General features: G+C 63.8%; 30 protein-coding genes, 2 tRNA genes and 1 pseudogene. 13 read left to right on the top strand and 20 right to left on the bottom strand.

Annotated features, from left to right (window positions below):
- Positions 1-20: 20 nt before the first annotated feature.
- The gene (locus tag CIW48_RS19870) at positions 21-332 is read right to left on the bottom strand and encodes a hypothetical protein (RefSeq protein WP_246695335.1); all 312 of its coding nucleotides are present in this window, start codon (positions 330-332) and stop codon (positions 21-23) included.
- A gap of 200 nt (positions 333-532) precedes the next feature.
- Positions 533-606: transfer RNA gene (locus tag CIW48_RS19865), tRNA-Gln, on the bottom strand.
- Positions 607-1,129: 523 nt separating this feature from the next.
- Between CIW48_RS19865 and CIW48_RS33370 the strand changes: the two genes are divergently transcribed.
- Positions 1,130-1,294: a hypothetical protein gene (locus tag CIW48_RS33370; RefSeq protein WP_173009321.1), complete on the top strand. Its 165-nt coding sequence runs from the start codon at positions 1,130-1,132 to the stop codon at positions 1,292-1,294.
- A 741-nt stretch (positions 1,295-2,035) separates the two neighbouring features.
- Here the strand turns inward: CIW48_RS33370 and CIW48_RS19860 are convergent.
- Genes CIW48_RS19860 through CIW48_RS19850 form a run of 3 tightly spaced genes read right to left on the bottom strand, consistent with a single transcriptional unit; the run spans position 2,036 to position 2,891 of the window.
- Positions 2,036-2,218, bottom strand: coding sequence for a hypothetical protein (locus tag CIW48_RS19860; protein WP_149312304.1), 183 nt, complete (start codon positions 2,216-2,218; stop codon positions 2,036-2,038).
- On the bottom strand, positions 2,209-2,673 hold the full coding sequence (locus tag CIW48_RS19855; protein ID WP_149312303.1) for a hypothetical protein: 465 nt from the start codon (positions 2,671-2,673) through the stop codon (positions 2,209-2,211). Before CIW48_RS19855 ends, CIW48_RS19860 begins: the two co-directional genes overlap by 10 nt.
- The gene (locus CIW48_RS19850; RefSeq protein WP_149312302.1) at positions 2,670-2,891 is read right to left on the bottom strand and encodes a hypothetical protein; all 222 of its coding nucleotides are present in this window, start codon (positions 2,889-2,891) and stop codon (positions 2,670-2,672) included. Before CIW48_RS19850 ends, CIW48_RS19855 begins: the two co-directional genes overlap by 4 nt.
- A gap of 394 nt (positions 2,892-3,285) precedes the next feature.
- Between CIW48_RS19850 and CIW48_RS19845 the strand changes: the two genes are divergently transcribed.
- The 6 genes and pseudogenes from CIW48_RS19845 (at position 3,286) to CIW48_RS19815 (ending at position 5,473) form a co-directional block, all read left to right on the top strand.
- Positions 3,286-3,444, top strand: a complete 159-nt coding sequence (locus tag CIW48_RS19845) for a toxin-antitoxin system HicB family antitoxin (RefSeq protein ID WP_149312301.1) — start codon at positions 3,286-3,288, stop codon at positions 3,442-3,444.
- 491 nt (positions 3,445-3,935) lie between these two features.
- On the top strand, positions 3,936-4,118 hold the full coding sequence (locus CIW48_RS19840; protein ID WP_149312300.1) for a hypothetical protein: 183 nt from the start codon (positions 3,936-3,938) through the stop codon (positions 4,116-4,118).
- A 63-nt stretch (positions 4,119-4,181) separates the two neighbouring features.
- Positions 4,182-4,445 (top strand): hypothetical protein, encoded by a 264-nt coding sequence (locus CIW48_RS19835; RefSeq protein WP_139174132.1) that lies wholly within the window; start codon positions 4,182-4,184, stop codon positions 4,443-4,445.
- Positions 4,446-4,460: 15 nt separating this feature from the next.
- Positions 4,461-4,736, top strand: coding sequence for a hypothetical protein (locus tag CIW48_RS19830; RefSeq protein WP_149312299.1), 276 nt, complete (start codon positions 4,461-4,463; stop codon positions 4,734-4,736).
- A 189-nt stretch (positions 4,737-4,925) separates the two neighbouring features.
- Positions 4,926-5,054, top strand: a pseudogene (locus tag CIW48_RS19825) (IS1595 family transposase); the annotation flags it as partial.
- A 218-nt stretch (positions 5,055-5,272) separates the two neighbouring features.
- On the top strand, positions 5,273-5,473 hold the full coding sequence (locus CIW48_RS19815) for a hypothetical protein (RefSeq protein WP_246695334.1): 201 nt from the start codon (positions 5,273-5,275) through the stop codon (positions 5,471-5,473).
- A 19-nt stretch (positions 5,474-5,492) separates the two neighbouring features.
- Here the strand turns inward: CIW48_RS19815 and CIW48_RS19810 are convergent, their stop codons facing one another.
- From CIW48_RS19810 to CIW48_RS19790, 5 genes are all read right to left on the bottom strand, one after another.
- Positions 5,493-5,777, bottom strand: coding sequence for a hypothetical protein (locus CIW48_RS19810; RefSeq protein ID WP_149312298.1), 285 nt, complete (start codon positions 5,775-5,777; stop codon positions 5,493-5,495).
- A gap of 645 nt (positions 5,778-6,422) precedes the next feature.
- Positions 6,423-8,939, bottom strand: a complete 2,517-nt coding sequence (locus tag CIW48_RS19805) for a phage tail tip lysozyme (protein WP_149312297.1) — start codon at positions 8,937-8,939, stop codon at positions 6,423-6,425.
- A 27-nt stretch (positions 8,940-8,966) separates the two neighbouring features.
- Complete coding sequence (locus tag CIW48_RS19800; protein ID WP_149312296.1) at positions 8,967-10,079, bottom strand: phage baseplate assembly protein; 1,113 nt, start codon at positions 10,077-10,079, stop codon at positions 8,967-8,969.
- A 144-nt stretch (positions 10,080-10,223) separates the two neighbouring features.
- Positions 10,224-10,556, bottom strand: coding sequence for a hypothetical protein (locus tag CIW48_RS19795; protein WP_149312295.1), 333 nt, complete (start codon positions 10,554-10,556; stop codon positions 10,224-10,226).
- Positions 10,546-11,358, bottom strand: coding sequence for a hypothetical protein (locus tag CIW48_RS19790; protein ID WP_149312294.1), 813 nt, complete (start codon positions 11,356-11,358; stop codon positions 10,546-10,548). The genes CIW48_RS19795 and CIW48_RS19790 overlap by 11 nt, the downstream gene beginning before the upstream one ends.
- A gap of 608 nt (positions 11,359-11,966) precedes the next feature.
- Here CIW48_RS19790 and CIW48_RS19785 point away from each other — a divergent pair.
- The gene (locus CIW48_RS19785) at positions 11,967-12,188 is read left to right on the top strand and encodes a hypothetical protein (RefSeq protein WP_149312293.1); all 222 of its coding nucleotides are present in this window, start codon (positions 11,967-11,969) and stop codon (positions 12,186-12,188) included.
- Positions 12,189-12,304: 116 nt separating this feature from the next.
- Here CIW48_RS19785 and CIW48_RS19780 read toward each other — a convergent pair whose 3' ends face one another.
- The 5 genes from CIW48_RS19780 to CIW48_RS33365 form a co-directional block, all read right to left on the bottom strand.
- Positions 12,305-12,640: a helix-turn-helix domain-containing protein gene (locus CIW48_RS19780; protein ID WP_149312292.1), complete on the bottom strand. Its 336-nt coding sequence runs from the start codon at positions 12,638-12,640 to the stop codon at positions 12,305-12,307.
- On the bottom strand, positions 12,637-12,831 hold the full coding sequence (locus tag CIW48_RS19775; RefSeq protein ID WP_149312291.1) for a hypothetical protein: 195 nt from the start codon (positions 12,829-12,831) through the stop codon (positions 12,637-12,639). The genes CIW48_RS19780 and CIW48_RS19775 overlap by 4 nt, the downstream gene beginning before the upstream one ends.
- Positions 12,828-13,418, bottom strand: coding sequence for a hypothetical protein (locus tag CIW48_RS19770; RefSeq protein WP_149312290.1), 591 nt, complete (start codon positions 13,416-13,418; stop codon positions 12,828-12,830). Before CIW48_RS19770 ends, CIW48_RS19775 begins: the two co-directional genes overlap by 4 nt.
- A 160-nt stretch (positions 13,419-13,578) precedes the next feature.
- Positions 13,579-13,860: a hypothetical protein gene (locus CIW48_RS19765; protein WP_149312289.1), complete on the bottom strand. Its 282-nt coding sequence runs from the start codon at positions 13,858-13,860 to the stop codon at positions 13,579-13,581.
- 627 nt (positions 13,861-14,487) lie between these two features.
- Complete coding sequence (locus tag CIW48_RS33365) at positions 14,488-14,769, bottom strand: hypothetical protein (protein ID WP_173009320.1); 282 nt, start codon at positions 14,767-14,769, stop codon at positions 14,488-14,490.
- A 141-nt stretch (positions 14,770-14,910) separates the two neighbouring features.
- On the opposite strand from CIW48_RS33365, the gene CIW48_RS19755 reads away from it, so the two are divergent.
- Positions 14,911-15,279: a hypothetical protein gene (locus CIW48_RS19755; protein ID WP_149312287.1), complete on the top strand. Its 369-nt coding sequence runs from the start codon at positions 14,911-14,913 to the stop codon at positions 15,277-15,279.
- 112 nt (positions 15,280-15,391) lie between these two features.
- Positions 15,392-15,634: a DUF6522 family protein gene (locus CIW48_RS34105; protein ID WP_149312286.1), complete on the top strand. Its 243-nt coding sequence runs from the start codon at positions 15,392-15,394 to the stop codon at positions 15,632-15,634.
- Positions 15,635-15,666: 32 nt separating this feature from the next.
- Here the strand turns inward: CIW48_RS34105 and CIW48_RS19745 are convergent, their stop codons facing one another.
- The 3 genes from CIW48_RS19745 to CIW48_RS19735 form a co-directional block, all read right to left on the bottom strand.
- Positions 15,667-17,418 carry a DUF3987 domain-containing protein gene (locus CIW48_RS19745; RefSeq protein WP_149312285.1) on the bottom strand — a complete coding sequence of 584 codons (1,752 nt, stop codon included), beginning with the start codon at positions 17,416-17,418 and terminating at the stop codon, positions 15,667-15,669.
- On the bottom strand, positions 17,415-17,702 hold the full coding sequence (locus CIW48_RS19740) for a hypothetical protein (RefSeq protein ID WP_149312284.1): 288 nt from the start codon (positions 17,700-17,702) through the stop codon (positions 17,415-17,417). Before CIW48_RS19740 ends, CIW48_RS19745 begins: the two co-directional genes overlap by 4 nt.
- A gap of 200 nt (positions 17,703-17,902) precedes the next feature.
- The gene (locus tag CIW48_RS19735; RefSeq protein ID WP_149312283.1) at positions 17,903-18,115 is read right to left on the bottom strand and encodes a helix-turn-helix domain-containing protein; all 213 of its coding nucleotides are present in this window, start codon (positions 18,113-18,115) and stop codon (positions 17,903-17,905) included.
- Positions 18,116-18,211: 96 nt separating this feature from the next.
- On the opposite strand from CIW48_RS19735, the gene CIW48_RS19730 reads away from it, so the two are divergent.
- The 3 genes from CIW48_RS19730 (at position 18,212) to CIW48_RS19720 (ending at position 20,211) form a co-directional block, all read left to right on the top strand.
- The gene (locus CIW48_RS19730) at positions 18,212-18,892 is read left to right on the top strand and encodes a hypothetical protein (protein WP_149312282.1); all 681 of its coding nucleotides are present in this window, start codon (positions 18,212-18,214) and stop codon (positions 18,890-18,892) included.
- Positions 18,889-20,046: a tyrosine-type recombinase/integrase gene (locus CIW48_RS19725; RefSeq protein WP_149312281.1), complete on the top strand. Its 1,158-nt coding sequence runs from the start codon at positions 18,889-18,891 to the stop codon at positions 20,044-20,046. The genes CIW48_RS19730 and CIW48_RS19725 overlap by 4 nt, the downstream gene beginning before the upstream one ends.
- Before the next feature lie 78 nt (positions 20,047-20,124).
- Positions 20,125-20,211: transfer RNA gene (locus CIW48_RS19720), tRNA-Ser, on the top strand.
- A 552-nt stretch (positions 20,212-20,763) separates the two neighbouring features.
- On the opposite strand, the gene CIW48_RS19710 is transcribed toward CIW48_RS19720, so the two are convergent.
- Both CIW48_RS19710 and CIW48_RS19705 read right to left on the bottom strand, forming a co-directional pair.
- Positions 20,764-22,434: an EAL domain-containing protein gene (locus CIW48_RS19710; protein WP_149312280.1), complete on the bottom strand. Its 1,671-nt coding sequence runs from the start codon at positions 22,432-22,434 to the stop codon at positions 20,764-20,766.
- Positions 22,431-24,257: an ATP-binding protein gene (locus tag CIW48_RS19705; protein WP_149312321.1), complete on the bottom strand. Its 1,827-nt coding sequence runs from the start codon at positions 24,255-24,257 to the stop codon at positions 22,431-22,433. The genes CIW48_RS19710 and CIW48_RS19705 overlap by 4 nt, the downstream gene beginning before the upstream one ends.
- Positions 24,258-24,447: the final 190 nt, after the last annotated feature.

The raw sequence follows: 24,447 nt of genomic DNA, 5'->3' as shown, positions 1-24,447 counted from the left end.
AGCGATCGGGATCGGGATCGTCAGGCCCTAGGCGGACCTCGCGCGGTGTTGGAGTCGGCGGGAGGTCCGGTCGTCGGGATCGCGACTTCTGGGCGCCACGCGCAGCGCGTCGCCGGCGCCGAGGGCCAGGCCACGGCGGTCGGGTCGATGATCGGCAGCGTCAGTGTCCCGGCCTGCACGACGGTACAGCACGGGTGGACGTGCATCACCTTGCCGGCGGGTTCACCTGTGGAATGACCGGCACAGAGCAGGTCGTCCGGCCGGTCCATGGCCTGGGCCGGCGTGGCGAAGCTCAGAAAGGCTTGGAGCAGCAGCGCGTAGAGCGCGATCATGCCGATGATCGCGCGCCCTCGGACCGACTGGGGCTGGCACCGGCGCATCGGTCGATCTAGGCAGCCGCGCCGCTTGGCGTCAACGTGGGACGCCGGCCCGACACCGCCCGACGCGGCGGAATCTTGGTGATGCCACGCTGTCGGCCGGGCAGCGGAGAACAAAAAACCCGCCGGATCAGGGATCGGGCGGGCGGCTTCGGTGGCTGGGGGACCTGGATTCGAACCAGGACTAGAGGAGTCAGAGTCCACCGTTCTACCGTTAAACTATCCCCCAATCAGCCGTAAGCCCGGCGCATCCGATGTCGTAGATGGCGGGGCTAAACCCGCGCCGCATCGAGCGGCCCCGGGCGTGGCGGTGAGATAGGCGGAATGTTTCCGCAGGTCAACCGGGTGTTCTCCTGTTGACGCACCCTCGACGGCGGCCGTAACCGTGAGGCCGCGGATGCCGCCAGGAAGGGTGGCCGAGTGGTTTAAGGCAGCGGTCTTGAAATTCGCTCTCGGCCATCTCGCTTCGTCTCATCCTAATATCTTAACGCGTTGATCTGTCGGGCATTTCTGCCGCACTCGGTCGTTTCCATCTCGTTCCATTCCGGGCCGTGCTACCCAGTTGGGTAGCAAAAGCGGTAGCAATGGACGCGATCTGTTCCAGTGTCGCGATCGCTTAGCGCCAGAGCGGACAGCGAAGGCGGCGCCTTTAAAGATCACCTTTCCGACGTCGAATTTTTTATGACGCCCGTACCGGATGCAGGGGCGGCGTTCTTCAGCGTAGGTGACATCCTCGAACCGAGGAGGATGCGATGGTCTACGTGCTCATCATCATGCTGGCGGGATCAGGAGCGTCAGTCGGATCCGTCGAGTTCAACACCAAGGAAGCGTGCCAAGCGGCGTCGAAGGCGATCGCCGACTCCGGGCGTCCTTTTGCTGGCGCCTCCGCGATCACGGTGTGCGTCGCGAAGGGATAAGCCCGCACCTGATGCGCGAGCAGGGTACGTGAAGGGCAGTCACGGTTTGGCAAGCCTCGCTGTGCTTACTGGCCATGCCAGTGAGTTTTCGACCGTCTCACGGCTCATCCACGCTCGCCCGCAGATATGCCCCTCAGCTGTCGGGGCGGGCGTGGATGCCCACCGGTGCCTGCGCAAAACTGCGTGCGTTCGGCGACGGGCGAATAAACGCGACAGCTAAGCCAATAACCTCTATCGTTGTCCGTCGGCCCGCGTGCCGACCTCCGCGCCCGCCACCTGGTGGTCCCTCAATCCTTCGGATAGCGGGCGTGGATGCTGAAGGGTTGTGCCCCGTTCAGGCACGTTCTGTTCGCGGCAAATCAATCATAGATCAGCTAAGCGCGTAGTTCTGTTCGTGATTTGTCGCTAGAGAGTGTCAACTCAAATTGCGCGCTAAGCGCATGCGGCTTTCATCAGCTTGGCGAGCCCTTGGCCGGCTTTGCATCGAACTGATGCAAGCCCTCGGCGGGAGATGCGAAACGGTTTCGCATTTGGTTGGATCGGCGTAGGCTGGTTGCGTCAGCGGTGACGGAACGCATCGCTGACCTCCACGCCCGCTTCAAGTCTACTCTCCAGTGAACCGAAGGGCGGGCGTGGATGCCAAGGGGTCGCGAAACGCTACCCATCCCGTAAGTCGCCAACTTGGCGAGATACGCGACCGCAAAGTTTGCGCCTGCGTCACCGCAAATTTGCGGCAACGTCTCACCGCATCGCTGCCAGCGACGGCAGATCCGCCCGAGCTGCCAGGGCTTCGGCCTGACGCACCCGCTGCCGGGATCGGGCGAGAGCCGCATCCGCATCAGCCATCAGCAACTCGTGCCGGAACAGGTCGAAGCGGGCGAGCCGGAGCATCCGGACCGCGAGGAAGGCGTAGATCAGGCGCATAGCGGATGCCTCCGCATGTACTCGCGCAAGTCGGCCATCGCCTCGTCAATCCACTCCTCGAACGTCATTGCGTAGCGAAAGCGCAGCATGATCGCCGGAAGCGTGTTGCAAGGCTCCGCATCACAGGGGCTGTAAAGCTCCTCGATACGGTCGTTCACGGCGTCCGCCGGGACGCGGGCGAGACAATAGGCCTGCCACTCAGGCAACTTCTCTGCCTCCGGCCACTGAGGAATGGCGAAGTGCTGTCTTGCCTTCGACCAAGCCTCGTAGGCTTCGACCCATTGCGGCTTGAGGCGGTCGTACTCGTCCAAGAGCGCGACGAGTTGCGGACCGATGGCGAGAAGCCGGGCCTCATGGTCCGGCAGGACGGATTGAGCAGCGATTACCGGCACAGAGGCCAGCGGAGCCGCGAGGATAGCGCCGAGCGCGGCGCGACGGGACGTGCGGCTGCTCATGACTGTGCCCCCCTTGCTGCGTCGAGCGCATCGGCGAAATGCAGCTTGAGGTCGTGGCTATGGTCCAGCAGCAGACGGGCAGGCACGGTGAGCGCGTCCGCCGTGATCTCACCGTCTCGCTCGCCGAGGTACAGGAGCAGTTGCCCGATCCGCGCCACGGTCGCGATATGATCCTCCATCGCGAGGATGAATGTTAGTGCCGGGTTGCGCTCACTCATGCCCGGCCTCCATTGGTGGAGAGCACGGCGGCCACGAGCGTGCGAAGGTCGCGACGCCGGGCCTGCAAGGTCTCGCCGCGTCCGGCCTGGACTGCGCGGGACACGGGGCCACCGCTGGCTATGATTGCAGGGACCGGCTGCCGGCCGAGGCCCAGGCCTAATAACGGCTGCAGGCTGCGGTCAGCCTGAGCAAATCTGCTCAGGCCCTCTTTGTCGGACGGGCGTAATAAGGGCGTGCGTGTGCTATGGGCGTGGGTAGCCATGTCTGAACCAGGCCTTCAGTTCGTGGTGAGGCCCGACTTGGTGTTCCAAGCACCTTGTCGGGCCGCTTGCTGCTGCAAGCCGCTGCCTGTATAGTGTCTATACACAGCCGGCGTCAAGACACTGTCTATACATGCAGCAGAGAAAAAAGACGGCGCAGGTCAATTTGCGCATCGATCCGGCCTTGAAGGAGGCAGCCGAAATGGCCGCCAAGGAGGATCAGCGCTCGCTCACCTCCCTGGTCGAGAAGCTCCTCACCGAGCACCTGAAGGCGAAGGGCTATCTGAAGTGAGGCCGCTGGAGATGGCCGAGCCGCCGATCCGATAGCGGCCTGGGTCGGCATCCGACTACGAACGTGCGCGGACCTACACCGCGTCCGTATTCGCTCGCTAACTCACTCTCGCAGGCGTATACTTCGAGCCGAACAGGAGGGCGCTATGAGCACTCACATTGATCAGGACATTCCGGCTACCTTGATTTGGCTTGAAGAAGGAGCCGTTGCGACCACGCAAATGTTTCGGGCCCGGCCGGCTGACCTCACACACGGGCCGGATACATGGCCTCATTTCGACGAAGCATTTCGCAGCGCAATGCATATGCCCCGGTCAGATGAGCACCTGCCATGGATCAGAGTTGGAGATCGGATCATAGGGCCAGAGGATCTTCGGAAGATGTATGTCCCGAGCTCTGATGAAGAACTCTGAGCATTGCTTATAGATTACAGTTACAATGACCGCTGCTGCTTGGGCGATGCGTTGAAGGCAAAATCGCCCCAGGTGAGCTATGGGCGATCCCGAACCAGACTCTGCCTTCCGCGATCAATCGTTCCGCGTTGCCAGCGAGGTTGATCGCCCGCTTGCCTTGGTTTCAACGGGTCCCGCGCTCGACATGCTCGGCCGCAAATACGATCGGTTCAGGACCGGCGTGCCGCTGGAGGGCCTTGAGGCCGCGCGGTACCGCTCCTGAAGTCGTCCGCCGCACGTAGAGATAGCTCCAAAGGCGGAGCGGCCATGGCAAAGGCGTTCGGTGATGAACTCAGATATGAAGCGTCTATGTGCAGCAGCCTTCGATGCTTGCGAGCGCCGACCACCGCTGGCCGGCCGTGAAGATGCCGAAGCCATCGTCCGCGCAGTCTTGAAAGAGCTGCGGGAACCCAGTGAAGCGATGCGTGCGGCTGGGCAGGTAGGGCAACGTGCCTTTGACGTGATGCCCGGCGCAGGGAGCGGATACCTGTCGAGCGAGCCCTACACATTCGCCGCTATAATCGACTATGTCCTCGCCAGTCCTGTCTGACCCGAACCCCGGCTCGTGCAGGAGGCGCTGCAGGCGCCGTGCTCGCAGAAAGGGGAGAGCATGGCCCAGGATCGGAACGTCCCCAACCGGTCAGTGCGCCCATTACCCGAAAGCCTCAACCGGCTGCTGCTTAGCGACTCCAACCGGCCGATTGAGTGGATCGAGGATCCGTTCATCGGCCACCACAAACCCACCGTGTACGACCGCGTGCTGTGGTGGTTCAGCGTCGCGGCTTTCGGGGCGGCCGCGTTCATCACCAGTGCAAGCATGACGGTCAGGCTGCTGCGGTGAGCGCCCCAGAAGCCGCCGGCATCATCTTCGTCGACGAGAACGGCGAGGGGACCGGGGTACGGCGTGCTCGGACAGGCGCTCGATCTGGTCGCGCCTAGAGGCAACGGCGGGCGGGAGGGTGGACATGCCGGCGGGGTAGTGGCGAGTAGTTAGCGATCTGCCGGGTGGCGCTTCGATGATCGGCGCCCGCACCGCTACCTCGCGGAGTTCGACTTCCGGTACAACAACCGTGTGAAGCTCGGCGTGAACGATGCGGAGCGTGCAGAGCGAGCGCTCAGGGGCGCGGTTGGTCAGCGGCTAACCTATCGCTTGGCCTGACAATCCGCTGCTCCAAGTAGTGCAGATTGCACTACATACGGCGCGTTAGGCCGTGTGGTAGTGTGGTTTGCACTACGAGGTGGCTATGGCTGAGATAAGCGGCCGTCTCTTTCAGACGCGCCGTATGAGATAACGAACATGGTTGCGGACGAGGATATTTGGGATTTTGACGCAATTGAAAGACGGCAAGAAATTCTTGCAAGTCTCGCGGTTAAGGCGTGGCCGATATCATGACAAGTTCAAAACCGGGCAAACCTAAGCCCACGAAGCTCGGCGCCGAGACGCTGACGCCTGACGAACAGCGCCGCCAGTTCATCGAAGCCGCGCGTGAAGCTGGTGCCAGCGAGGATGAAGCTGAGTTCGATGCGGCGTTGAAGAAAATTGCAAAGGCGAAGCCGCCCCCGGCCAACGGGCAGTGATCTAGCCTCGCATACCGACTTACGGCAAGGTATCCTCGTCCTGTACGGACTCAATTGCTGCGATAGCGATCTGTATCTCAGCAATCTGCCGGATGGCGCTATGAGACGGAGTAGTGCTCATTTCGGCAGCAGCCGTGACGATGCTTCGACGACGGGTCAAAAGCTGATCCCGTAATTCGCTCAGCTTATCTGCTTTGCTGAGTTTGATTTCGACCAAAGATGCCAAATCGCGAAATGGCACCACTTTCAGTCCATTTTCGGTGCGACGAGCCTCGCGCACGTCAGAAGACGGGATCCGGTCCATGGTTGCGCCTGTCCAATGCAGGCCAGCGCACTTGTCGCTCAGTCACCGGAGCCTGAAAGGGTTCACCCGGCGATCATCCAGTCTTGCATGGATTGCTGACTCTGCATAGGCCAGACTCCAACTGCGGCGAAGGCTCGGTCCGTCGTATGTGCGAACGGTATAACCGCCATTGAAATAGCCTGCTGCAATCGCAGTGGTTGAGCGCTGGCGAGGGTTCTGATCGGCTTTTCAGCGACTGAACGCTATGGCGGCCCGGATCAAGCCGGCGGAAAGCAAAGAGAAGGCGAGGATTTCCACCATGTTCATCGGAAACTCCGAGCGCTGCAACCAGTAGGTTATATCCTGTCGGGCGTGATCGATCCTTGGTAGTGTTATTCAAAGTTAACAGCACTTGAAGGCACGCCTGAGGCGCTTCGAGGTGCCAAACAGCGGCGACGTTCGATTAACGGCCGAGCCGAACCGGGGCGTCGAGTAGGGCCCACTCGCAATTGGATTGCGGCTCGGCACGGAAAAGCCCGCACCGGCGAACCGGGCGGGCTAAAGGTGGAGACACCCGGTGCGTTCTGCCGAGTGACAGGCCGGATGGTAGCAGCGCCGTTTCCGAATGTGAGCCTGCCGCGATGACAGATCAGGCTTCCTGACGGCTCAATCAGCCTTCGCCATCTGCCGCCCATGGTTCTGCACCACGTCGCGGAAGAGGTTGCCGGCGGTTGAGGTCGTGACCCGAGCGTCCGCACCGGCTTTGTGAACGTTGACCACCACGGAGCCGTTGTTCTCGACCTTCGGCGTGGCCACGATGCCAGCCCTGCCGGCTGAGGCGTCGAGCCGGCCCTCGTCCTGCCGCATCGCCTCGAACGCCTTCCTGGCCTTTTCTCGGGCCGCCCAGCCCTCGCCGTCCGCGCGGCCGCTACGAAGGCGGTTGGCCTCCTCCATCGTCACGCCGGGCGCGTCCTTCATGCTGTTGGGCTTGAGGACCCGCGGCGCGCCGTTCGGCAGGAAATCACCGTCGCCAGCGAGGCTCGGCATCCGCGCAGGCGGCGCTTCGGCGTTCTGTCTACGGAGGCGATCCAAGAAGGGCTTGCGGATCGCATAGGCGAGGCTGTGGGCGCGCGGGTTCTCGTAGCTCTGGATACCCGCCCATAGCGACTGCTCACCAGTCTGCGCGCCGCGGATGCGATTATAGGCGCCACGGTACCGACCCATCATCTCGCGGCGGTACATCTCCTGCTGAACGCCGCGGTCCGTCCAGTCCTTACCCATCTCGGCTCCAAGCGCCCGGAGACGGGGAAACCGGTCGTTGCCCTTGGCATCGCTCCACTGAACCGTACCGAAAGCGTGCGGCACCCCGCGGGCATCCTTGTCGCCTTTGGCAGCCGGATCGAGGTTCAGCCCCGACTCGCTCTGCATCATGGCGATCTGACCGCGGGCCTGCTCCTCCGTGTAGCCCATGCCGCCCTGATCAACCGGACGGCGGAAGAACTCCATCCATGAGGCTACGTTGGCCGCCCCGCCTGCCGACATGCGGCTGCGGGAAGCGCGGCGGCCATCGTTGCCGGTGTATCCGGTCGGAGGCTCGCTGCCGCCACCGATGCTCGGCAACCGCGGCGTGCCGCTACCGAGGCCGTTGAACCGGCCAGCCCCAGGCCCGGCCGGACCAGCCTCGCCTCGGTAGCCTGGGCCTGAACCGCCACCCGGCAGGCTGGCACCACCACCGAGCCCCTGAAGCCTCCGGAAGCCGCCACCACCACCAAAGGCCGCGGTCTGTACCCGCGCGCCGCCAAACAGCCCGTCGCCGTCCAGAGACGATTTCTGAGCTGTGGCGCCCTGATCGAGCAGCTTCTGGAGCGTGCTCTCCAGCTCTTTCAGGTGCCGGGAATTCGCCTCCATCGCCTCCCGCAGGCGCTTGGCGCCGTCCTTGTCACCGCGCTCGTCCAGCTCCTTGAGCAGATCAGCCTGCAGAACGGCCTGCTCCTGTGCCGTGCCGATCTTGCCGCGGAGGGCGCCGACGGCTTCTTCGCGGGCAAACTTCTCATCGCCGGGCAGAGGAGCGAGGCGGCGGGCGAGCGGGCCGTGGCCACCGTCGAGGTGGCGCAGGCCCTCAATCACCTTGCCATTGTTGAAGCTGGCGATGGCCGCCGCGATCTCCTTGATGTCGTCGGCCAGCGGCTTCACAAGCGCGGTGGTCGCCAACAGCATTTCCTTCGCGGAGTCGCCGGCACCCTTCCAGTCGATCGCCCTCAGCTCGTGTGAGATGTCCTGCAGGCCGCCGCGCAGACCCTTCACGAAGTCGCCGCGCTGATCCTTGGCGATGCCGTCGATCCACTGGGTGAACTCGGACGCGAACGGCAGCACCTCGCGGGCGATGGTCGTGCCGATCGTCTGCATCGAGGTGCGAAGGTCGGCGATGGCCTGCTCGAACTTCTCAGCCTGGAGGATCGCCTTCGGGTCGAGCGGTCCTAGGCGTTCCTTCTGCGCGTTCCACACGTCGGCCAGCTTGCCGAGGTGCCCATCCGCGAGCCGGCCGAAGTCGGCGTTGCCGAACACGTGCTGGGCGAAAATTCCCCTTTCGACGGGATTTCGAATACTTTCCATGAAGGTGAGGCTCTTGCGGAGCTTCTCACCCTCGTCCGAGGTGCCACGGATGTCCTTGGCGAAGTCCTGAAAGGCTTTATGCCCGGCCGCGTCCGTGCCCTGCCGGTTGATCCACTGGTAGGTGTCGCCGATGCCGCGGGAGAACTCGCGCATGTTCCCGGCAAACGTCTTGGTGCCCGCCGCTACAGCATCCTGCTCAAGGCCGAACTTGCGGGCGACGGCGCCGAAGGTCTGCAGCGTTCCGGCCGCCACGCCGGTCTCCCGGCTGAGTGCCCCCAGGTTCGACAGGTTGCTGGAGAGCTTGCTCAGCGACATCGCCACACCGGCCACCGCCGCACCCGCGGTCAGGCCCGTGACGCCGACTGTCGCCAGCGCAGGGTTCAGCACCGTCGTGGCCGAGCGCGCCGTGGACTGGATCGCAGCCTCGGCCTTCCCCATGCCCTTGGCTAGGGTCTCGCCGTGGCTGGCTCCCTGTCGGGAGACATCGAGCAGCTGCGCCCGCAGGCTCTTCAACGGCCCGGAGAACCGGTCGACCACCTCGGCCTGCATCCGCAGGGTCTCATCGGCCATGACGGCCTCCTATGTCTGTGAGGGCGCTCAGGTGTAGAGCCCCGTTGGCGTGCCGCCGGAGCCCTGAGCCCCGCTGGACTGGGTCTGGTCGCCGCCGTTGTAGGCTTCCGGCAAGACGAGGTTGATGTCGGTGGTGGTGCCCTGTGGCCCCTGCGAAGAGGTCACGGCCTGGATCGCCAGCGACATGCGGTCCTTGGTGAACAGCATCGGCGAGTAGACCGACACGACATCGCCGATGTGCTCAAGCCAGAGAGTGTTCTGGTCCTTGAACCAACCCTGGACCTTGACGTTCACGTTGATCTGGTTGGCGAGGTTGAAGCCGTTTTCGTGCTGGGCCCGCATCCGCATGTCGGCCTGGTCGCCCGGCATCTCGGCGATCAGGTGGAAGGGTGCGTGCTCGGTGACGGCTGAGTTCTTCACCGTGGCGGTCACGTCCCGGGACGCGTCGCCGAAGTGGTCGTCGCTGCCGGGCTGCTGGCCAATCGACTGGATCTCGGAGAAGGCGTCCTCGTAGTTGAAACTCGCGTTCGCCGAGAGGATGTTCCTGCCTTCCTCCAGCTCGGCGATGGCACCTGCCTTGGGCTTCAGCCGGTAGCCGACGATGTCGGCACCCTGGCCGGGCAGCAGGTAGATGTTCCGGAACCGGCACAGGCGCTCGATGAAGGCGAACACGCTCTCGCCGGCCTGGACGTTGACCTTCGGAAAGGCCTTGTCCACATCGGTCGTGTCGCCCTTCAGGCTGAACTTGATGCCGTAGGGTTTGAGCACCGAGTTCGCGATCTGACTGAGGCTGTAGTTCTTGAACTCACCCTGTTCGTGATTGACTACCGACCGGGCGATCACCTGCGAGCGGGTCGTGCCCGTGATCTGCAGGCCGTGCTCCCGGGCATCGTAGGCTGGCTGCCGACCAGTGATGCGCCCCTCGGAGACGGCCTGCCGCCCGCCGAGGATCACCTCGCACGGATCGCCGATCCCAAGCTTCATGGAGGCGAAGTCAGGGGCGCTCTCGGCCGGCGCGGCTGCCGTGAAGGCGAACTTCGGGAACAGCTCGACGCCGCTCCTGGTGACCGACACCGTCTGCCAGTTCAGGTAGTTTTTGCCGTTCACCTTGATGGAGGCAACTTCCTGCGGCTTGGGCATGTCGGTCAGGGCTCCTCAAAATGGCAGGGTTGGCCGCGCCAGCAGGTCCTATCTACTGGCGCGGCCGTCCCTCGACCCGGTGAACCGCATGCACCCCGGGGAGAAGGGAAAGGTTTTGGGGCTTTGCGTCAGATTGACGTAAAGTCACCGGCGGCCGAGGGCTGCGCCGAGCTGCTGGCGCTCTGCCTCGAAGGCTGCGACGTCACGCTCGACACCGCGGCGGATCTCGGCATGACGCTCGCGCTTCTGCGCCTCGGTCAGGCCAGGCTGAGGCTGGCCCAACTGCCGGATGGCGGTGGCGTGCCGGTGTGCATGGACGAACCGCTCCCGGGTCAGCTCGACCTCACGCTGACGACGGATCTGCTCGTGCGCGGCATCCACCTCGGCCTCGATGTCGGCACGGATGCGCTGGCGCTCGCGTTCATCGACCTCACCGCGGCGAGCCTGCCAAGCCTGGAATGCTTTTTCAGAGAACACGACGCTGCTCCTCGGTGCGATCGGAATTGCTGAAGCGCGGCCGGCCCCAGAACGGGGCTGACCACAGGTAGCTGTCGGGGCCGGTGATGCCGGGAAGGTTGACGTATTCGAGCACGGATCGGTGCTCGACCGCCGGGTGCAGCGGGAGCGGCAGATCAATGGTGCGGGTGCGCCGCTCCCACTTATGGCTCTCCGAGTGCAGCTCTGGGCAATCAAAGGGACCAGCCCTCAGGCCGGTCTTCCGGTTGACGAAGTAGACCTCCTCCTTCGTCAGGCCCCTCACCTCCGGATAGTGCTGACCGTTGAAGACGGGCTCCAGCATGGTCGGGAGCGGATCGGAACCGTCCGGCAGAACTTCGTTCGCCGCAGCAATCGCAGCACGAAGGGTTCTCGCTCGGTTCAGGATCTCGACCAGCGCCATCGCAGCCGGCAGGTACTCCTGCTCCAAGACACGACGCCCTTCGGCCAGCGCCTCCTGAGCCTGGGCGTAGGCAGCGCGGCGGCGCGCCTGCTCGGCCTCGGCCTCGGCCGTCTCGATCTCGCCGGCCAGCCGCGTGCAGCGGATCTCAGCGACGGCCACTCGGCGCTCGACAGCGGCCACGGCGATCTCGTGCGCCTCCAGCTGGGCCACGTCCTCGGAGGCCAGAACGTCATCGCGGCGCTCCTCCAGGTCCTGCCGGGCCCGGACGGCATCGACACGTTCAGCCTCGGCGGCATCGAGGTCACGCCGCAGTCGTTCGAGGTCAGCGGCATCGGCCGCGCTGCCGGCGGCCTCTTTGCTCTTCCGTTTCATCAGCGCCATGCGCTCCACCTGTCGTGAACCGTGTGCGGCTCTTCAGTGCCTTGGCCGGCCGATACTATGGCTGCGGAGCCCGGAGGCACTGTTCCCGTTGTTCGACCGAGCCGCAGAGCCGTCAAAAGGACGCTCCGCTTTCGAGAATGCTACTCGAACAAAGCAACACGGCATGCACAACGCCGCATTCACGGCATTTACGGTACGGACGAAGAAATATCTGAGAAATTAAGATCTGAACTCAATCAGCGCGGTTGCGCAACCGCTGCTTTCGATCCATGTCGGTCATCTCGAAGATCGCTAGAGCTTCCCAAAAGCGGGCAAATGGCGACCGTCCTTTAACGTCGGCTTGGAGTATGGAGCGTCCTTTAGCGCTTCGGCCGGAACCGGATTTGGAAGCCTCAAGCAGCGCTTAGGCTGACCTGGGGACACTATGAATATGATCGGGCGAGCCGCGGATCGCGTGCGGATCGAGCGATGCTCGTTCAAGAACTGCGAGACCAGATGAGCGGAGCCGGGAGGTTTTTCCATCAATTAATTGGACATGGGGCGCCGATAAGAGCAGGGTTAATTTCTGAAGCATTTATCATTCCTCAGGCTTATTGTTGGAGGGTTCTATGACTAAATTCATCGACCCCGGCCCTGAAATGAAAAAGTTTTTACTTGTGAATAATATTGCCAGATACAAGGAGGCAATTTCTTTGATCCATTGGAGATCGGCTAATATTGGCTATAAGCAAAGGGAATATTTTATTAAAATGCTACGCGATGCCGAGAAAGAGTTGGATGACTTGTTGTATAGACCAAAGTCTAAGGAGATAAATCCAGGAAAATCATGAGAAATATTTTGTAAAATCGGGATAGATAGCATTAGTGTGCTGCTAAATCTTTGTTTATTGCTCCATTCGCCATCCTGTTCGGATCTTAGTGCGGTCACGTCGATTGAGTTCGGACCTCAAGCTAGAAGGCTATTCAGCCGGCGGAGCGACACTCGCCAGCGTTTACCGTACATCTTGCCGACGTCGCGCTCCCGGCACCACCGACCTATGGTGTCGACGTGGCGGCCGGCACGCGCCGCGGCCTGGGCGACGGTCAGTAGGTCGGGATGGTCGGCGCTCAATGGCCAGTGATCCGGCTCGACGGCCGCACCGGCACCCTGCTGGCATTCGGTGATGTAAGCCCAGACTGCCGACTGCGCTGCCTCGGCAACACTTTGAGCCGCGCGGGCGCGCTCGATCAGGTCGGCCAGGACCGGATCCGCGAAGGAAGGGTGCGACCGCACCTCCATCAACGCGGAAACTCCAGCCATGCGCGACGGCGCGGCTGCCAGGCTCGGCGAGCCTTGCCGGTGTTGGGATCAAGGACAAAGCCCGGCTCGGGTGCGTCCTCCATCTGCCGCTTCTGGGCTTTCAGGACGACAAAGCTGGGCTCAGCCCTGAGGCTGACGACCTCGACGTAGCGGGATGCGGGATGTTCGGTCATGCCGTTGCCTTCTCGCTGGCGGCATCCCTGGCCTCGACCTTGGCGAGGAACGTCTCGCAGGCGGCTTCATCGAAGGCGGATCCGATCTGCCGGGCCAGGGCGGTCCAGTCAGGGCCCGGGAAGTCCGCCGTGCCGCACAGCTCGCCTACGGTGAAGCCCTGGGAGAAGCCCTCGAACCCACGGGCCCCGAGAGCCTGTGCCGCCGCTTCGTCGAGACCGTTCGCGACCAGGACGCTGAGGGCGTAGGCGAGTTCTATCGGGGCGCCAGCCTCAACAGCACTCCGCGCCACGATGGTTTCCGCCCGCCCGATGATGCTGCGCGCGATCGCCACCTCGGGCTCGTAGCCGTCGACCAGAAAGGCATTCCGCATCAGGCGTGGCCGATCCGCAGCCAGTTTGCGTGCCCGCACCACGCCCTTGTCTTCGTAGGTCTGGCTTAACTGAGTCCGGTTGATCCAGTTAAGAGCTTCCTCGCGGTTCAGTTTGCCGTCCGAGCGTACTGGCAGGCCAGCCTTCACGTATTGGCTGACGCGCGCCTTAGAAATCTTCAGTTCGGCAGCAAGTGCAGCCTTAGTTGTGATTGCCATGAGTCGGCCACCGATTGTGAAGGGTTAAGTCGTTTTCAGCGCCTGAACCTAGACAGAAGCTGGACTAGTGCCGACCCTCGGGGGTGGGCGTAGAACCCCAGGACCCGAGAACTCGCATCAGGACACCCTCCATGCGGAGAGCCCGGTTGGGTCCCACCTCTCAGCCCCGTCCCGTTTCACCAGACAGCAGGTCGAGGCGTTCGACGCTTTCGATGCATTCCCGGCTGATGGCGTTGAGGACGCCGCAGGCGGCCGCGAAGCCGGCGCGTCGGTCCTCCTCGGTCAGATCAGGCCAGCGCCCCTGTAGGGCCATCGCTGCCGCTCCTGGCTCGTCTGGCAGGTCGTGGCTCTTCGTCAGGAGATAGGCGACGAGGTTGGGCGACCGCCGCGCGGCGTCGAGCACAAGGTGCTGCGCGAGGCCGAAGACGGGATCGGACACCATCAGGCTGCGCGCCTCAGGGCGGCTGAAGGACCGGCCGGGCCGTCGTCAGGATCAAGCCGGACACCATGACGGCTCAACTGCGCTCGCACGCTCTGTCTGACGTACTCGCTCATGGTCTGGCCGCGCTGGCGGGCTGTGGTCTCGACAGCTCGGGCGAGGTCGGTCTCGACCTTCAGCCGGAGCAAAGCATCTCGACGAAGTGGGTTAGTCATGATGTGGCTACGCCTCAAACACTGCGTAGCGACAACTATGTGCATTTACTGCGATGCGGCAAGAGTTTGGGGGGATCTGACTAAATCCCGCTCGCTGCCATTTCGTTGTCCGTAGTTACGAGCTGTTGTGTTTTGTTATATCCAGCCTGGAGTATTTATGCCAATATGTCGCACCCCGAAGGGCGTTTTTCACTTAGGGGCCTAAAGACTGAGCTGCGCCGTGAACGGTCAGAGAGTTCCGTATCAGCCTTTTCGCTGAAAGGAGTTCGCCATGAAAGCGCGTATCTATCCCGACGTGAACACCAGTTCTGCGAGCAATCAGGCCGCTAATAGGACCGTCCACCGTCGAGGTGAGGACGTTGATACGACGGACCAGCTTCCCAGCCCGTACTTGCTTGGGATCGCTCTGGCAGGCTCAGCGGTGGCTGCCCTGATAATCCGGATCGTCATTGGGTGAACGTTGCGGCGCGGCGTCGTCCTCCGTCGCGTCGCTTACCATCGGCCGCTGTCCCGAGACTTCCGATCCAAGCCTGCGTTCTCCGTGGCCATTCGACACGCACGGGCTGAAACCGGACCTTTCGTTGCTGCCATCGCTTTCATCTGACGAGAGCGAGGAATTGCAGATGCCCATCGACCATGTTGCCCACGCTCCCGCCAGTTGGAAAACGTTGATCATCACTACGATATTCATGTTCATGATCTTTATGGTCGCGTGGATGCTGTACTTGGCAAATTCAGGGACAACAGCGCAGCTGTCATCGCAGTAAGACTTGTCATTGTAGATACCGGCTACGTGCCGGCTTAATTAGATCAAGCCTAGTCCGGATGGGGAATTACGATGAACGCTCTCATTTTGCTGATCGCTAGGTTCATCCAATTCGTCGCTGGCGGCAGCGATAAACGAAGAAGCGCGTCTGAGAATATGGAGCAGGAAAAGGAAGCTCTTGGCGGTAATAGGTTCGTCAGAGCTAGGAATTTTGACGATGACTACCGGGAGGCTACGGACATACTGAAGGCTCGTATGGATAGACGGTTTCCGGACAATTATCGCGCTAGGTTAGGAACTAACGAGAGCGGCACCTACGATCACGGCCAGGATCGTGCTGCCGCCGTCGATACCATGTCGTCCGAGATAGCTACGGCGCTTCGGAACGGAGCCACCGTCAGACAGGCGGCGGAAGCGGGCGCCACGAGCGCTGGCATCTGAAGCAGGGATTGGCGGGCAACCTCCTTTAAGGAGGAGCGTGCGGCAGAGCGTATGAGGTGTTATTCTCGGGTTCAGCCGAGCACCTGCTGCCGAGCTGTTGGAGGGCTACTCCATGCGGCTCACATTAGGTCGTCACGGCGATTGGGTCGTCGATCCCCGCGAGTTAGCTGCGCGGCTCGATGTGCGCGTCAGAGACTTGAAGCGCCTGAAGCGGCAAGGGCAGGTCGACGCCAAACTCGCAACCGGCGACGGCCATGACGTTGGCCTGTCGCGCGTCACGGTTCGCCTGCCTGACAGGGGTTGGTCGGGCACTTTCGATCGGGGCGGTGCGCTCATCAGCGAAGACGCGTGGTGAGGTCAGCCGCGCCTCCCGCTGATCGGCGGGCGTCATGGCAGCAACTCGGCTGACCCATTCGGAGCCGCGTCCGAAAATATCTTACCCCCCTGTGCCGTTTGTGCCGTTGGCGCCGTTTGCATCGAAATCGGAGCTATCGGCGCCATTGGCACTGTCGGCACAAGGGGGGAGATCTTTTCAGGAACGGGGCTGACGCCAAAAGGGCGGTCGGTTTGCACCTCCGGGTGGACTTCGTAGTTCAGGGCCTTGCGCCCCTTGCCCTCGCCGGCTCGGGTGAACCGCTGGCGGATCAAGCCGGCTTCGACCAGCTGCTTGCAGGCCGCCTCCATGTCCGTCGCGTCGCGCAGCATGCCGCCAATCTGCCGCCGAACCTCGCGGGCGTTGAACTCGGCCAGTCGGTTCTGCCTGAGGTGCTGTGCCAAGAGCATCCCGCGCCGCTCGGCCACCGGGATCGTGGCGTCCCCGAATACACGCTCGGCCATCGGCAGGAAGTAAGCGTTCAGCAGGTCGGCCGCAGCGGTCACAGACTCTGGTGAGATCGCCTTCGGCTCCGACTCCTCAGTGCCTCCGCACCACCACAGGTACTCCAGTACTGCGGACAGACGCAGGCAGTGCCCCCGGGCCTTGCCGAGCGTGCCGGCGAGCAGGCCGCTGGCTACGTGACAGCGTTCGACGATGTCACGGGCGAAAGCCTCCAGCCGATCCTCAGCCTCGCGGGCGAGCGGTACGAGAACCGGCTCAGGGTGCCCGAACTCGTCATGGATCTGCAGCAGGTCGGTGAGCCGGGCGAAGGCCCGCTGCATCGGTCCGTCGTCCTGCGCGCCGCGTGCCAAGTGGAATTCCGGCTTGGTCTCCGGCCACGCCCATAGCAGTCGAGAGGCCAACCCATCGTCGGGACCGTTAAGGATCATCTCCAGCTTGTCGGGCTGCACGCCGCCCAGCACACCGATGCTGAGGTGCCGGATGCGCAGCGGCTCCGGGTTCTTCATCCGATCGACGACGTAGGCCCGGCCGCCGTACATCTCGATCGCGAACGCCCTATCAGACCCGCCGCCGCCGTACTTATCGAAGGCACCGAGCCAGCCGGCCAGTTCGTCACGGACCAGCAGGAGTCCGCGGGGCAGCCCCGCAGCCAGGGCGCCCAGTGCCTCGACGGTGGCGTCGGCCACTCGGATCCGCGGCCGGACCGGCGCGGGCGGTTCTCGGGCGTCGTCGGGCACGGTGGGGGGCGGATTGCCTGTCTTCACGGCGGTTTTGACCTCGACCTTCCAGGCCTCGATCCGGGCCTCGCAGGCCTGCTTGGCGGTGGCGTGCTCCTGCTGAACCTGCTCGAAGCCGTCCGCCATCCGATCCTCGGCGAACCGCACGAGGTTGAAGGCGGCATCCATGCTCGGCGACTTGGATGAGGACGGCGGCCCAACCTCGGCGCACCACAGGACCGGCGGCTCCGACCACGCGGTGCCCGCCTGCGGCCAGCGGACGTTGGCGATGGTGGCGCCGACGCTGGCGAGCAGGGCAACCGCCACGTAGTCGACCGGCGCAGACGCTCCCTTGGCCTTACGCTCGCACCACCCGGCCCACGAGCCGAGCAGATGCAGCGGGAAGGCCGGCGGGGATCGCCGACCGGTGCCGAGTAGGCTCAGGTCAGGCTCCGGCCAGGAACCAGCTGCCCCTGTGCCAGTAGTGCCGTTGGCGCCATTAGCTTTGGCATAGTCATTACGATGGTGATCGTCAGCGGCCGGGCCAAGGCGCGCGACCTCGGCGGCGAAGTGCTGCGCTCTCATAGGCGCGCCTCCAAATTCGAATGCGGATGAGAAGCAGGCGCGGCCTGGCGGCGCTCGCGTTCGGTCTGCTCGGTCAGATCGCCGAGCAAGTTCAGGGCGGCACGGAATTCGGCCGCCGCGCACTTCATGGTGTACCGGAGGCCAGCATCATCGCGCAGGACGGCGTAGTCGCTGACCATATCGGCGCGCATGCTGACCAGCGCCATCAGCTCAGCAATGTGGGCCCGAAGCTTGTTCGGATCGCCGAATTCGAAGTCGTCGGGGTTTAGGCAGGGGCCGCTCATGCGCGCCCCCAACGGTCATTGGTGGCAAAAGCCAGCTCAGCGACGACGGCCGCCATAGACGGAGTCAATCCAAAGCGGCGAGCCAGTAGGTCTTGCCTAAGCGTCTGGGCTGTCGTATCTCTCTGAACGTCGACCGCGAAACCGACATTCTTGGAGACCCGCCGCAGCCCGCGCTGTGCGCGGGTTTTCTGCTTCATGGCTTAGGCAGCCTCCGCGCTCGTGTTGACGGAGAGGCCCAACATCCGCTCGAACGGAGCAACGGGCACGAGTAGCAGACGGCCGATCTTGATCGTCGGGATCTCGCCGCGCTTCACTGCCTCGTAAGCAGAATTGCGGCTGATCCCGAGCCAGCGGCCCGCTTCCTCGACGCTGATGGTCTTCGCTGCAGCGCGTCCCGGTTGGTGAGAAACCATTACGATACCTCCTTACAACTGAAAGAAGGTTACTGTCGGTCCTTGACCGTCGCAAGCCATCGCGTAAACTCCTGTAAGCGTGTTTTGGAGAGCGACATGGGTAAGCGTGGGCCGGCGCCCAAAGGCGAGTACGCCTCACAGAATTCGGTCTTATCGGTTCGGATCACATCCGATCTGCGCAGCCGCCTGGATGAGGAGGTTGTAAAGAACGGCAAAGGCCTATCTCGTGAAGTAGAGCACCGGTTGCGTCGGAGCTTTTACGACGATGATAAGATCAATGATTATTTCGGTAGTCGTCGCGACTACGCCATTCTCAAGTTGATCCACTCCTCGATCGAGGCAGTCACAAATCTGGAAGATCCGAACGCCGACTGGACCAAGGATCCATATTTGTTCAATCAAGCAGTTCAGGCGGTGAGCACCGTTCTTGAGATGATACGCCCGAAAGGTGAAGTTCCGTCGGCTGTGAAGGGTCTCGATCATGGAGGAAATAAGCAGGGCCGACTCCGAGCCGCTCTACTCTTGCGTGAGATCAAGGAGGCGCCTCTTGGCTTCCGCACAAATCCCGCCAGTGATGAAGAGCGGCTTATTGGCCGGCTCAAAGATGACCTAGGCGATCTGGCTGAAACAGCGACCTTGCCGTTCAAGCGAGTGGCAGAAATCCCGGAAAATCTGCTGCCGATATTTGAGAGATCGAAGAAAAACAGGACGACGTTTGAGGCTGAGTTGGAAAAAGAGTTCGGATCCAAACCAAAGAAGCGAGCGAAGAAATCATGAAGGGCCATATCCGTGAGCGCTCGCCCGGCAAGTGGGCGATTATCCTGGATCTGCGGGATCCGGAGACCGGGAAACGCAAGCGGAAGTGGCATTCGTTCGCCGGCACGAAGCGAGAGGCGCAGAAGGAGTGTGCCCGGCTGATCACTGCGATTGGGGGAGGGGACTACGTCGAGCCGGCCAAGGAGACCGTGGCAGCGTTCCTTGATCGGTGGCTTGAGCACATGCGGACGTTGATCTCGCCCCGTAGCCACGAGCGCTATGCCGAACTCGCCCGCAAGAACATCGTGCCGCTGCTCGGCAGCTCCGTACTGACGAGCCTCCGACCGGAGCAGATCTCGGCAGCCTACGCCAAGGCGCTCGTGAGCGGCCGACGCGACGGCACCGGAGGACTGGCCCCGCGCTCTGTCCATCACATGCACAGGATCCTCAAGCAGGCGCTCAGGCAGGCCGTGAAATGGCGCATCTTGGCGCGGAACCCGGCTGATGCCGTGGACCCGCCGAAGGTTGAGCGGACCAAGATGCGGGCGCTGGACGCGAACGAGACCGCCGCGCTGCTGTCGCACTTCCGACCGACCAGGATGTTCGTGCCGGTTCTGCTCGGCGTCCTCTGTGGACTGCGGCGAGGCGAGGTCACCGCACTGCGTTGGCGCGCTGTCGACTTCGCCACCGGCCATCTCGCAATCATCGAGAGCACCGAGCAGACTAAGGCCGGCACTCGAACGAAGGACACCAAGAGCGGCCGATCCCGTCGGGTCGCCCTCCCGTCCTTCGCGGTCGAGGAACTGCGCCGGCATCGATCCCGGCAGGCCGAGGAGCTGTTGGCTCTCGGCGTGCGCCTTAATGACGACGACCCCGTGTTCGCCCAGGCCGATGGCCGGCCGGTTCAGCCCAACAGTCTCACGCACGAGTTCGTCCGGATCCTGGCGCTCTCCAAGACGCTGCCCAGGGTCCGCTTTCACGACCTGCGGCACAGCCACGCGACGCAGCTGCTGGTGAACGGCGTCCATCCGAAGATCGCTCAGGAGCGCCTCGGCCACTCCTCGATCGCGATAACGCTGGACCTCTACTCCCACGTGCTGCCGGGGATGCAGGAGGACGCGGCCGCGAAGGTTGACGCTGCCCTCCGGGCGGCCATAGACAGGTCCGCCGGATGATTGGGTAGCAAAGCGGTAGCAAACGCCGCTTTTCGGGTCTGCACTTTGAGGCGGATTATCCAAGCGGGACAACGGCTTGGAAGGGTGGCCGAGTGGTTTAAGGCAGCGGTCTTGAAAACCGCCGTGGGGGCAACTCCACCGTGGGTTCGAATCCCACCCCTTCCGCCGCATCCGGGCGGGAACGCGGCAATCCCGGATTCCCATGCGCAAACGCGGGCGGCCCATGCCTCGAATGGCCATCGGCATGTCCAGCAGGGTTCGGCGCCCGCTCGCTGCGCTGCGCAGGCGCCTGATCCGGTGGGCCGGCGCGTGATCCGCACCGGCGCGTTCGGGTCCCGTGCGGGCGTGGCTGGCTCGGTGCGCGCTCCGCATGGACGGCGCGGTGCGCGATGGACTGAACCCGGGACGAGGCGCAGCCCGACGGCCCCGTGTGCCGCGACATCGTAATCGACGGCACGATCGCTGCGGTGACGGCGGCGGGGTACCGGGCCGACATCGCAGCGGCGAGGGGGGCGACGGCCGCCACGGCTTCAACCTCGGCATCGCGACACGCCTCGCTCACGGCGTGCGGCACGGGGTCGAGGTGCGCCGCTCAGCCGACGAAACGATGATCTGCGCCATGACCGCCGACGCAGCGAGCGTGCGGCGACCGCTGCTCGTCGCACAAGGCTCCACTGATGGCGGGCGGGCCAGTCCGCCCGGCGCACCGGACGGTCTTCAGGCGCGCCGAAGCTGGCTGGATATCCGCAACTCCGAGGCACGGCTCCGCGTGGCTGGGACGCGCGACCCGGGCTGGCGCGGCTCGGCTTGGCGGATCTGGTCGAGCAAGAGGGGGCGGGCGAAGTAGTAGCCCTGCGCGCAGCGGATCTGCGTCGCGCCGAGCAGGTAGGCGACCTCCTCGAAGGTCTCGACACCTTCGGCCACCACCGTCATGCCGAGTGCCGCACCGAGGGACTCGATCGCCTTCAGGACGATCTGGCTGCGCGGCCGCTTGTCGATGTCGGTGATGAACGAGCGGTCGATCTTCAGCTCGTCCGCGGTGATGTCCGCCAGTGCCGCCAGTGACGAGTAGCCGACGCCGAAATCGTCGATCGAGACCCGCGCGCCGATCGCCCGGATTTTCGGCAGAACCTCGCGCTGGAAGTGGCCTGTGGTGAAGAAGGCCTCCTCGGTCAGTTCCAGCACGAAGCGCTCCGCAAGGCCGGTCTCGCCAAGCGCCGCGCAGAACCCGGTCATGAACGGCACATCGCAGGCCTGCTTGGCGGCGATGTTGAGGCTCACGGTGACGCCCGGGCCGAACACCTCATCGATATCGGGCATCGCCCGCACAGTCTCGGTCAGGAGCTGGAGGGTGATCTCGTTGATCAGCCCCAGTTCGATGGCGAGGGCGATGAATTCGCCGGGCGCCTGGATCATGCCCAGCTCATCCCGCCAGCGCAGAAGAACCTCGACGCCAGTGACCGAATGGCTGCGCATGTCGACCTTCGGCTGGAAGGCGCAGCAGAAGCAGCGGTCGCGGATCGCCAGTCGAAGGCGTTGCTCCACGGCCATGCGAGCCGTTGCGGCTTGGCTCATCGCGTCGTCGAACAGGCTGACGCCACCCTTCAACTCGCCCTTCACCCGGTACATCGCGTTGTCGGCCTGTCGGGCGAGGGTCTCGTAGGTGTCGCCATGCTCCGGAAACAGGCTGAGGCCGATGGAGGCGGAGGCGAAGATCTCGTGCCCGTCGATGAAGAACGGCTGCTTCAGGCGCTCCGAGATGGAGCGCACCGCCGCGAGCGCCTCATCCGCGTCGGCAATGGGGGCAAGCAGGAGCACGAACTCGTCGCCGCCGATGCGCGCCAGAAGGTCGGTCTGACGCAGCGCCCCGCCGATCCGGTCGGACACCTTGCGCAAAAGCGCGTCACCCGCGGCGTGGCTGTAGTAGTCGTTGATGTGTTTGAAGTTGTCGAGATCGATGAAGGCCAGGGCGAATTGGTCCCCCGGTGTGGATCCCGCCAGGACATCCGCGATGCTCTGCTCGAACATCGTCCGGTTGGGAAGCCCGGTCAGGGCGTCGATGAAGGCCTTGGTGAGCAGCTCCCGCTGAATCCGATGATGGTGCGTGACGTCGGTCAGGGTGGTCAGCGTCAAGCCGGTCCGGCCCTCCAGCACCGGCTGCGTCTGCGTCTCGACCATCCGATCGTCGATGAGCTCGACATTCGTGACGTCCCGTTCGCCGACAGCTGCGGCGGGACGCGCATGGATGGCCTTGTCGCCGAGGCGACGCGCGGCGGCATTGGCCAGGATGCAGTGGCCATGCCGATCATGGACCACGACGCCCACGGGAAGGGCCTGTATGGCCGCTTCGAGCAGTGTCTCGGGCTCCGGGAAAATGGGTTCGCTCATGCCCCGCCCTGCTGCCAGAGCGGCTTGGCAGCTTGGGCGCCGGTCTGCGTGGCGGTGTCGCCGGCCTCGAGGGGGCGGCGCAGCAGACGGCGATGCACCTGGTCCAGTGCGGCGCCGTGCAGACCCTCCGGGCCCGTCTCGCGGCCGAGACGCGCGGCGGCCGGTTCGGCGTCGTGTCCCATGGCCTTGTTCATGGTGGCGCCCCGCCAGCGCTCGACGACAGCGCCCACGAAGGCCGCGCCGGCGATCGCCGCGCCGTCCTCGCCTGCGCGACCGCTCACATCGTTGCGCGGGTGACGCGCCGACGGAAGCGGACGGAAGGTCATCCGCGCCGGAATCGGGACGCCCTCGCCGAAGGCGATGACTTCGCCCGTGCCCAGCGACGGCACGAAGGTGAGCAGATTGGCTGCATCTGACACGGCCGCCGCCAGGAAGGCCTGGTCGCGGGCATTGGTCATCCGCATGGCGAACAGGGTGCTGCATTGCGACATGATCGTCGCGTCGAGTTCGGCCGGACGCTGCGTGACCAAGCCGAGATGGACGCCGTGTTTCCGGCCCTCGCGGGCGATCCGCGACAGGGCGCGACGCGTCGGCGTGAAGCCGACCGAACGATCCGCCGAGGCAAAGCGGTGAGCTTCCTCGCAGACGAACAGCAAGGGGACCGCGCCCTCGCTCCAGACGCCGAACTCGAAGGCGAGCCGGCACAGGACACAGACGACGGCATCCACGACCTCCATCGGCAGGCCGGCGAGCTGCATGATCGTCATCGGCCGCCCGTCCGGATCGAGCCGGAAAAGGTGCGCCAGGATCTCGCCCATCATGTCGCCGCCCACATTGGCGTTGTCGAACATGAAGCCGTGCCGGGGATCGTTCCGGATCGCCTCGATCCGGGTGATCAGCCGATGATAGTGCATCCGCGAAACGCGGTTCTCGAGCCGCCCCATCCGCTCGTCGATGAGCGCGAGCAGGTCCTGCAACATGTAGGGGACCGGCGTGTCGATCGTGTAGCCGGCACCTTTGCCGAACGTCCGCTTCACGATCTGCCGATCGCTCGCTTCCTTGTACTGCGCGTACTTGCTCTTCGCGAGGGGGATCACCTCGGCCAGGATCTCGATCTCCTCGTCCACGGCCGGCCGCCCGCCGTAAACGACGTCGGCGATCTCTTCGAGGTTGAACAGCCAGAATGGAAGCTTCAGGCTGCGCGGGTTGATCACGCTCGCGCGGTCACCGAAGCTGGCGGCGTATTCGTTGTGGACGTCTAGCAAGAAGATGCGCACCGCCGGTTTGGCGCGCATCACCTCATCCAGAATGACGGTCACGCCGCTCGACTTACCGACGCCGGTGGTGCCCAGCACCGCGAAGTGCTTCGAGAGCAGGTCATCGATCTTGATGCAGGCTGGGGTGTCCGGGTCCTGGTAGAGAGCGCCCACGGCGGCCGTGTTGGCCGCCGACACGTGGTGGACGATCCGGAGATCCGCGGCCGACAGCAATCCGACGGTGTCGCCGATCGCCGGGTAGCAGGTTACGCCGCGGCTGAAGCGGTGTCCGCCCTGCGCCGCGACGATCTCGCCCAGCAGATCGAGGCTCGCATAGGCGCCCGGCTGTCGCCCGGGCTCGGTGCCCGATGATAATGTCGTGACGATGCCGACAAGCACGGCGTCGCCTGCCCGGATGCGGACCAGATTGCCGACGGTGACCCGCACTTTGGGACGCCCGTCCCGCACGATGAGTTCCAGATGAACCTTCGATCCCTCGACGGAGGTCACCAAGCCCATCTGCGACGCGGCATCGTCGTCCCGAAATGTCCCGTCGCCGCTCAGCATCATCCGCACCCTGATCCGAATTCGAGTCGGCCGGATATTGGGTACTCATGATTAAAGTTCTGACAAAGAATATCGCCCGACGGAGGGATGCTTAACCGTTGCCTTATGCGTTCAAACCATCGGCAAGGTTGTATTGGATGTTCCCGATTTGAGGCCCGCGCAGCCGCAGAAACCAGTTCGGTACGGCGAG

The sequence above is a fragment of the Methylobacterium sp. P1-11 genome (assembly GCF_008329595.1).
In the GTDB taxonomy this organism is placed as follows: Bacteria; Pseudomonadota; Alphaproteobacteria; order Rhizobiales; family Beijerinckiaceae; genus Methylobacterium.
This window is presented reverse-complemented; position numbering and strand designations above follow the sequence as displayed.

Coding starts and splice junctions, on each gene's coding strand:
- CIW48_RS19870 (WP_246695335.1), bottom strand. CDS start 332: ATGATCGCGCTCTACGCGCTGCTGCTCCAAGCCTTTCTGAGCTTCGCC.
- CIW48_RS33370 (WP_173009321.1), top strand. CDS start 1,130: ATGGTCTACGTGCTCATCATCATGCTGGCGGGATCAGGAGCGTCAGTC.
- CIW48_RS19860 (WP_149312304.1), bottom strand. CDS start 2,218: ATGCGCCTGATCTACGCCTTCCTCGCGGTCCGGATGCTCCGGCTCGCC.
- CIW48_RS19855 (WP_149312303.1), bottom strand. CDS start 2,673: ATGAGCAGCCGCACGTCCCGTCGCGCCGCGCTCGGCGCTATCCTCGCG.
- CIW48_RS19850 (WP_149312302.1), bottom strand. CDS start 2,891: ATGAGTGAGCGCAACCCGGCACTAACATTCATCCTCGCGATGGAGGAT.
- CIW48_RS19845 (WP_149312301.1), top strand. CDS start 3,286: ATGCAGCAGAGAAAAAAGACGGCGCAGGTCAATTTGCGCATCGATCCG.
- CIW48_RS19840 (WP_149312300.1), top strand. CDS start 3,936: ATGGGCGATCCCGAACCAGACTCTGCCTTCCGCGATCAATCGTTCCGC.
- CIW48_RS19835 (WP_139174132.1), top strand. CDS start 4,182: ATGAACTCAGATATGAAGCGTCTATGTGCAGCAGCCTTCGATGCTTGC.
- CIW48_RS19810 (WP_149312298.1), bottom strand. CDS start 5,777: ATGGACCGGATCCCGTCTTCTGACGTGCGCGAGGCTCGTCGCACCGAA.
- CIW48_RS19805 (WP_149312297.1), bottom strand. CDS start 8,939: ATGGCCGATGAGACCCTGCGGATGCAGGCCGAGGTGGTCGACCGGTTC.
- CIW48_RS19800 (WP_149312296.1), bottom strand. CDS start 10,079: ATGCCCAAGCCGCAGGAAGTTGCCTCCATCAAGGTGAACGGCAAAAAC.
- CIW48_RS19790 (WP_149312294.1), bottom strand. CDS start 11,358: ATGGCGCTGATGAAACGGAAGAGCAAAGAGGCCGCCGGCAGCGCGGCC.
- CIW48_RS19785 (WP_149312293.1), top strand. CDS start 11,967: ATGACTAAATTCATCGACCCCGGCCCTGAAATGAAAAAGTTTTTACTT.
- CIW48_RS19775 (WP_149312291.1), bottom strand. CDS start 12,831: ATGACCGAACATCCCGCATCCCGCTACGTCGAGGTCGTCAGCCTCAGG.
- CIW48_RS19770 (WP_149312290.1), bottom strand. CDS start 13,418: ATGGCAATCACAACTAAGGCTGCACTTGCTGCCGAACTGAAGATTTCT.
- CIW48_RS19765 (WP_149312289.1), bottom strand. CDS start 13,860: ATGGTGTCCGATCCCGTCTTCGGCCTCGCGCAGCACCTTGTGCTCGAC.
- CIW48_RS33365 (WP_173009320.1), bottom strand. CDS start 14,769: ATGAACATGAATATCGTAGTGATGATCAACGTTTTCCAACTGGCGGGA.
- CIW48_RS19755 (WP_149312287.1), top strand. CDS start 14,911: ATGAACGCTCTCATTTTGCTGATCGCTAGGTTCATCCAATTCGTCGCT.
- CIW48_RS34105 (WP_149312286.1), top strand. CDS start 15,392: ATGCGGCTCACATTAGGTCGTCACGGCGATTGGGTCGTCGATCCCCGC.
- CIW48_RS19745 (WP_149312285.1), bottom strand. CDS start 17,418: ATGAGAGCGCAGCACTTCGCCGCCGAGGTCGCGCGCCTTGGCCCGGCC.
- CIW48_RS19740 (WP_149312284.1), bottom strand. CDS start 17,702: ATGAGCGGCCCCTGCCTAAACCCCGACGACTTCGAATTCGGCGATCCG.
- CIW48_RS19735 (WP_149312283.1), bottom strand. CDS start 18,115: ATGGTTTCTCACCAACCGGGACGCGCTGCAGCGAAGACCATCAGCGTC.
- CIW48_RS19730 (WP_149312282.1), top strand. CDS start 18,212: ATGGGTAAGCGTGGGCCGGCGCCCAAAGGCGAGTACGCCTCACAGAAT.
- CIW48_RS19725 (WP_149312281.1), top strand. CDS start 18,889: ATGAAGGGCCATATCCGTGAGCGCTCGCCCGGCAAGTGGGCGATTATC.
- CIW48_RS19710 (WP_149312280.1), bottom strand. CDS start 22,434: ATGAGCGAACCCATTTTCCCGGAGCCCGAGACACTGCTCGAAGCGGCC.
- CIW48_RS19705 (WP_149312321.1), bottom strand. CDS start 24,257: ATGCTGAGCGGCGACGGGACATTTCGGGACGACGATGCCGCGTCGCAG.